Origin of the sequence: Candidatus Frankia nodulisporulans (assembly GCF_902806475.1) — a bacterium.
GTDB classification, from domain to species: Bacteria; Actinomycetota; Actinomycetes; order Frankiales; family Frankiaceae; genus Frankia; species Frankia umida.
The window spans coordinates 1-6,551 of sequence record NZ_CADCWS010000231.1 but is presented as its reverse complement, the minus strand read 5'-3'; the positions used below and the strand labels follow the sequence as shown (position 1 = coordinate 6,551).

The 6,551-nt window shown below is 71.5% G+C and carries 6 protein-coding genes and 1 pseudogene; 4 read left to right on the top strand and 3 right to left on the bottom strand.

Annotated elements, in window-relative coordinates:
- A pseudogene (locus G6R24_RS22640) lies at positions 1-295 on the top strand (hypothetical protein); the annotation flags it as partial.
- A 536-nt stretch (positions 296-831) separates the two neighbouring features.
- Here G6R24_RS22640 and G6R24_RS21715 read toward each other — a convergent pair.
- Complete coding sequence (locus tag G6R24_RS21715) at positions 832-1,011, bottom strand: hypothetical protein (RefSeq protein ID WP_175084483.1); 180 nt, start codon at positions 1,009-1,011, stop codon at positions 832-834.
- Positions 1,012-1,659 carry a class E sortase gene (locus G6R24_RS16820; RefSeq protein ID WP_244957192.1) on the bottom strand — a complete coding sequence of 216 codons (648 nt, stop codon included), beginning with the start codon at positions 1,657-1,659 and terminating at the stop codon, positions 1,012-1,014. It lies immediately after the preceding gene.
- 494 nt (positions 1,660-2,153) lie between these two features.
- Here G6R24_RS16820 and G6R24_RS16815 point away from each other — a divergent pair, with 494 nt between their 5' ends.
- Positions 2,154-3,032, top strand: a complete 879-nt coding sequence (locus G6R24_RS16815) for a glycosyltransferase family 2 protein (RefSeq protein WP_163550185.1) — start codon at positions 2,154-2,156, stop codon at positions 3,030-3,032.
- A gap of 55 nt (positions 3,033-3,087) precedes the next feature.
- Here the strand turns inward: G6R24_RS16815 and G6R24_RS16810 are convergent, their stop codons facing one another.
- The gene (locus G6R24_RS16810; protein ID WP_163550184.1) at positions 3,088-3,939 is read right to left on the bottom strand and encodes a class I SAM-dependent methyltransferase; all 852 of its coding nucleotides are present in this window, start codon (positions 3,937-3,939) and stop codon (positions 3,088-3,090) included.
- 164 nt (positions 3,940-4,103) lie between these two features.
- Here G6R24_RS16810 and G6R24_RS16805 point away from each other — a divergent pair, with 164 nt between their 5' ends.
- Both G6R24_RS16805 and G6R24_RS16800 read left to right on the top strand, forming a co-directional pair.
- Positions 4,104-5,492, top strand: coding sequence for an acyltransferase family protein (locus G6R24_RS16805; protein WP_163550183.1), 1,389 nt, complete (start codon positions 4,104-4,106; stop codon positions 5,490-5,492).
- A 15-nt stretch (positions 5,493-5,507) separates the two neighbouring features.
- On the top strand, positions 5,508-6,551 hold a 1,044-nt coding region (locus G6R24_RS16800; RefSeq protein WP_163550182.1), incomplete at its 3' end, for a glycosyltransferase family 4 protein.

The window sequence follows — 6,551 nt, the reverse complement described above, 5'->3', positions numbered from 1 at the left end:
CGGGTTCACGCGCCTGCGCGGGCGTCCGCCCGGCCCCGACGATCCGGCCCGCCACCCCTGCCGTGTCAGCGCCGCCAGCCTGCCCGGGATCCTCACCCAGGCCCGCGCCCCCGGCCGGCTCGTCCGCGGCGGTCAGCCCGGTGGCTTCGGCCGGCCCGGTCACCACCTGCGGCCCGGCGTCCAACGCCGACCCGCAGGTGTCGACCGGCCCGGTGACAGACCGCTGTACCTGTGGTGCCCCCTTGCCCACGACACACCCGTCGCGAGGAGAACGCCCGCCCGGGTCCGGACCTGAACCTGCCGGGTCGCGGTCCGCCGGGTCGCGACCGCTCAGCCCGCCCCTCCCCGTGTGGGCGGCCGCGTGTCGGGAGGTTCGCATCTGGTGCGCCACTCGACGCCTGCCGTCGACGTGGACCGCTGACCAGCGCCCATTCTGATACCGCCATTTCATGGAATTCCCCCGAAGACGATCCCGCCACGGACCCACAACCACACGCGTCGACCACAGGGGCTCTGGCCTGTACACCACCGCCTCCATCAGGCGCGGCTGCCGCGATGCCGCAGGCACCGATGCCCACACTTTGCGAGCGTAACGCCGCCCATGGCGCAGGATATCCGATGACCGACTTTCCGCCGCCCCCAGACCGACCACCACGCCACGGTCCGCGGTGTCGAGATGGGCTCCCTGTCGACCAAAGCACAAAGGAACATCGAGGGCTTTCCCGCTCCGACGGCGAGACCACGCCGTGTCCATTCCACCGAATCATCGGAAGCGCGGGTGGCCGTCGCCCCCCGTCCACCTCGGCCCACTGGTTGCGATTTACGACCCACTCAACTACCCATAGTTACCTGGCCATTCGGCAGAACCGTCTCCACCGCAGGAAAGACCACAAACATCAGCAGGGCCACCACGCCCAGCAGGAGCAGTGCGGCTACCAACGGCCGCACGCGACCGGAGCCGGGGAGGTGGCGGTACAGCCAGGCGTACATCGTCGGCGCCTCCTCGCGCATTCACCCGACAGCCAGCGCCGGCGGCGGGCCGGCCGACTTCGCGGTGGTGTCCACCAGCTCGCCGTACACGATCAGTCGATGACTGGCCGAATATTCAGGATGACAGGTTGTCAAGGTGATGAGGCTCTTCGTCGGAACCTCTCCCGCATGCTTTGGCACGGGATATGTAACATCTACCCGATTTGGGGTCACAACCTCGGAGCCAGAGACTCGGTACGTGTAGTAACGATCCTGAACCTCGACGACGATGGCGTCACCGGGCTTCAATTCATCCATACGATTAAAAGGTTTTCCATACGTGGTCCGATGCCCCGAGACCACGAAGTTCCCGACCTGACCGGGCATCGCGGTACCCGGGATATGCCCAGGTCCGCGACGCAGGTCCGCCGCCGAGACGCCCTGCACGACGACGGGCGCGTAATCCCGTCCGAGCCGCGGAACCCGAAGAATCGCGACACCGTCGCCGAGGGGCACCACCGGTGGGGGTGGTGCCGTCCGGGGCGCGGACGGCACGGGCACCCGCGGCGCCGGGCGGCTCCACGACTGCTCGAGCTCATGGTGCAGGCGGTCCTGGGTCCGGGCGGCGAACAGGTCCGTGACCCACAACTGGTAGACGAGGAACAGGACGACCAGCACCCCGGCGGTCATCAGCAGCTCGGACAGACCCCGCCCGAACCGCCCCACCCACACCGGCCGCCCGCCACCACCGGGACCACCACCACCGGGACCACCACCGCGACCGCGGCGACCGCGACCGCGACGATCTCGCTGACCGCCCTCTGCCGCCAGCCAGCCGTCCGCGGGGGAACCGGCGCGCTGCGTCGGCGGGCCGGCGACGCCGGCTTCACCACCGGCGCCAGGTGCGGGTGACGGTACGGCGGGGCCGGCGATCGAGCCGTCCGCCGCCTGCTCATCCGCACCCCTGGGGATCGACGACGCATCAGCCACGGCCCGACTATGCCACCTGCCGACTACTCTGTGTGAGCATTGGGACAAGAGCGTCGTGGCGCGAACCAGGAGGCGCCGACACCGCCACCTTGCCTCACTAGGTGAGACGATTCTGTTACTCTCTGTTTCGATCCGGCACGAGAACACGACTGCTGTGCGCTCCGTTCCCACCGCGCACCAAGCCAGGGGGCCCGATGAAGACCGTGGCCGTCATCGTCCACTGGGGTCCCAGCGCTCCCACGGTGGACGTCGCCGAGCGGCTCGAGGCCTGTCCGTCCATCGCGCAGGTCGTGGTGGTCGCCAACGACCAGAGCGCGCGTCCACCGGACCTGCCCGCGGCGTCCGCGTGGTTGATCCCCCCGCGCAATCTCGGCTTCGGTGCGGGCTTCGCGTTCGCCTGCCGCGACCATCCGGGCGCCGAGGCGTTCCTGCTGGTGAACAACGACATCCGGATCGACGAGGCCACGATCACGGCCTGTCTGCACCTGCTGCGCGGCACGAACATCGGTGTCGTCGCCCCGACCCTGGTCAACGGGGACGGCCTGCAGTCCGGCGCCGCCCGGCTGAGTCCCGTCCTGGTGGCGCCGCGAGCCCGGCGCCCGCCGCAGGATCGGCCCTGCGAGGCCGACTGGGTCACCGGCGCGGTGATGTTCATCAAGATGGACGTGCTGCGGCGCATCCCCTTCGACGGCCGGTACTTCCTGGGCTTCGAGGATGTCGACTTCTGCTACCGCGTGCGCGACGCCGGCTGGAGCGTGGTGCTCAGTCCCGCCCGCGCGTGGCACACCGGAAGCACGACCATCTCGCGTGGCGGCTGGGGCTACTACGTCGTGCGCAACCGGTTGTGGTTCACCCGGCTGCGCGGATGGCGGCTGCGCACCACACTGGTCGCCGCGACCGCCGCCGCGGTCGTGCTGCCCCGATCCCTGCTGCTGGACCTGGCCCGCGGACGTGGGTTCGCCACGTCCGCGCTGGTCCGCCATGGTCTTCTGGACGGTCTTGGACCGATTCCCCCGCTCGGTGAACCGCACGCCGACGAGCCCCGCGCCGCGCGATGGACCGCCTGGTCATGACCCCGCCATGACCGTCCCGAGCAGGGCGGGGTCACACCGATCCGGCTGGACGGACTCAACCGCCCGCGCGCGCCACCGGAGACCGGGTCGGGGCGGCGGCGGACGCGGCAGCGGTGGGCGAGACAGCGGCGGGCGCGGCGGGCGCGGGGACAGTGGGCGCGGGGACAGCCGGCTGTGCGGCTTTACGCCGTGGCCGGGGCGCCGTGACGGGCCGGGTGCCGATGTCCGCGGGACGGGCGGCGGGCAGCGGGCGCAGCGGCGCGGTCAGAAACAGCGACTGCCAGGCGTACAGGTTCGGCATCTGGCGCAGGACGAACCGGTCGGCGCCCCGCACCCAGCCCTCGGGCAGGAACTCCCGGCTGCGCCACCACGGCAGCCCACCGGTCGAGGCATCGGCCAGAATCCGCAGTCCGCCGGACACCAGCAGGCGCCGGGCCGAGGTCACGGTGAAAAAGCGCAGGTGGGTGGCGTCCATCAGGCCGGTCTCGGTGTACTCGAAGTGTCCGAGCAGGAACTTCGCCCGCTGCCGGTAATGCAGCACGTTCGGCAGCGCGACCAGAATCCGGCCGCCGGGCGCCAGCACCCGCCGGGCCTCGCGCACCAGCGGCGTCGGGTCGGCGAGGTGCTCGAGGATGTGCGAGAGCACGACGAGTTCGTAGGAGCCGTCCGGGGCGAAGGGCAGGCCGTCGGCGAGGTCGGCGAGTTCGATCCGGTCGCACTCACGCCCCGCGGCGGCCCGCTCGGACGGGTCGTTGGTCACGCCGGTCACCTGCCAGCCACGTTCTCGCAGCAGCCGGGCGTTGTCACCGGCGCCGCAGCCACAGTCCAGTGCCCGTCCCGGTCGGATGTCGACGAGGTCGAGCAGGTCGGGATTGCCACCGTTGCGATACCGCAGGTCGAGCTCCATGGACGACTCCTTGTCACCGTCGGTGCGGCACACGGCCGCGAGCCCACGGCCGTACGCGGATGTGCACTTAGAGTAACGCCAGCGTGACGCCGACAGGTTGAAGCAGTCGACACCACGACCGCCGCAACGGCTGCCGGGCTCATGCCAGTCACAAAGGAGCTCCCATGGAACCGGGCATCGAAGCGCCCAGGAATCCCCACGCCGACAGCGAGCCGGCGCGCGCGCCATCACCCGACACGCTCACCGCGCCACCGCGCGCCCCGTCGGGCGTGGCGCGGCTCATCCCCCGCCCCCGCCGGGCCGACCAGGCCACGCAACCCGCGTCCACCAGCGTCGCTGGCCATCCCAGCGGCACCGCGCCCGGCGACAGCACCGGCGGCGAGACCCTCGCCCGGGTGTTCACCGGCCCGAACTGCCTGTCCGCGCAACGGCTGATGTTCGCCTGGGTCGTCCTGCTGCTGCACGGACTGGCGCTCAGCGGTCACCACAGCCCGGGCCTGGGCAAGCACGAGTACGACGCGGTGGCCCTCGACGGTTTCTTCGCCATCAGCGGCCTGCTGGTGACACACAGCGCCCGGCGGCTACCACTGCGTCGGTTCATCCGGCACCGGGCGCTGCGCATCCTGCCGGGCTTCTGGGTCTGCCTGATCTTCGTCGCGTTCGTGATCGCCCCGCTGGGCTGGCTGCACGTCCATGGCACCCTGCACGGCTATCCGCTGACCGGACCGCACGGCGCGCTGCACTACGTCACCGACAACGCGCTGGTGCGGATGCGCTTCTACGACATCGGCGGCACCCCGACGGGCACCTTCTTCCCCGCGCCCGGCTCCACCGCGCCACTGGCCTGGGACGGCTCGATGTGGTCGCTGTGGTGGGAGGTGCAGTGCTACCTCGGGATCCTCGCGCTCGCCCTGGTCGGACTGCTACGCCGCCGACCGGTCCTGGTGATCGGCGCGATCACCCTGGGGCTCGCCCTGGTCGAGGCCCTCGGTCCCGCCGGTATCCTGCCGGCCCGGCTGTCCCCGGACATGTTCCGGTTCGCGCTGAACTTCCTCGCCGGTTCGATCGTGTGCCTGTACGCCGACCGCATCCCGGTCTCGGGCCGAATCGCCGCCGTCGCCGGGGTGGTGTTCGTCGGTTCCTACTTCGTCCAGGACATGCCGCTGATCTCGGCGATGCCGCTGGCCTACCTGTGCGCCTACCTGGGCATCCGGGTGCCGCTGCACCGCCTGGGCACCCGCCGGGACCTCTCCTACGGTCTGTACATCTACGGCTTTCCCATCCAGCAGCTGGCCACCGTGTACGGGCTGCACCGCCAGGGGATCCTCGTGTACCTGCCGGTGACGGTCGTGGTGACGGTGGTGCTCGCCGCGGCCAGCTGGTACCTCGTCGAAGCGCCGGCGCTGCGCCACAAGTCCCCCCGCCCCAGATCCCGACCCGGCGCCCACAGCACGCGTGCCATCCGCAGAACTATTAGCACGCTCGGCACTGATGTGGACACGGTGAGCTCCACGAACACGGGACGGCGCGCGGGACGGCTACCACAGGAATGATTACCATCACCTTCCGTGCAGCTACTTCGACGGATCTCTCCCCCAGCGCCGGATGCCGACCGCGCCGCCCGCGTCCTGCTCCTGACCCTCTCCGGCGGGCTCGGTGGCGGCATCGAGCGCTACCTCACGACGGTGGAGGAGACCCTGCGCGCGGGCGGCGCCGAGCTGACCAGGGTTGACATGCTCGAACCGGGCGTCGAGGCGACCCCGGGCAACCGGGCCCGGTTCGTCCGTCGGGCGCTGAGCACCGCCCGACGCTTCGGCACCGCCGACAGTGTCGTGGTCGGTCACGCCAACCTGATCCCGGTCGGCGCGGCCGCGCTGCGCCTGACCCGGGCCCGGTTCGGCCCCGTGCTGTTCTACGGCACCGACATCTGGAGCATGCGCGCCGCCGACCGCGCCCTGCTGCGCGCCGACCCGCTGCTGCATCCGGTGACGATCAGCTCGTACAGCGCGGGTGCGCTGTCCACGGTCGGGGTGGCGCCGATCCTGCCACCGGGGATCTCCCCGGCGTGGCGCACGACGCTGCTCGGCGAATCGAGCCGGCGCCGACCGTTGCCGCCGGTGCCCACCATGCTCAGCGTGTTCCGGCTGGCCGACTGGTCCGGCAAGGGCGCCGCCGTGCTGCTGGCGGCGCTCGCCACCATCCGCGCCGAACTCGGCCCGGTGCGCCTCGTGCTCGCCGGGCAGGGTCCGGCGCCGGGCGCGCTGCACGAACTGGTGTCCGCGCATCCCGACACCGAGGTCGTCGAATCCCCCGCGGACGAGGAACTCGCCCGCCTCTACGCGACCGCGGACCTGTTCGTGCTCTGCACCCGCACCCACACCCCCACCCGCGGCCGCCCGGCCAGCGGGGAGGGTTACGGCATCGTCCTACTGGAGGCGCAGCTCGCCGGCTGCGCGGTCGTCGGCCCAGCCTCCGGCGGCAGCCATGACGCCTACCAGGACGGTGTCACCGGCCAGACCCCGGTCGACGAGTCCGCGGCGGCCCTCACCGAGATCCTGCGCGGCATGCTCGCCGACCGGGCCCGCCTCGCCCGCACCGGACGGCGCGCCGCC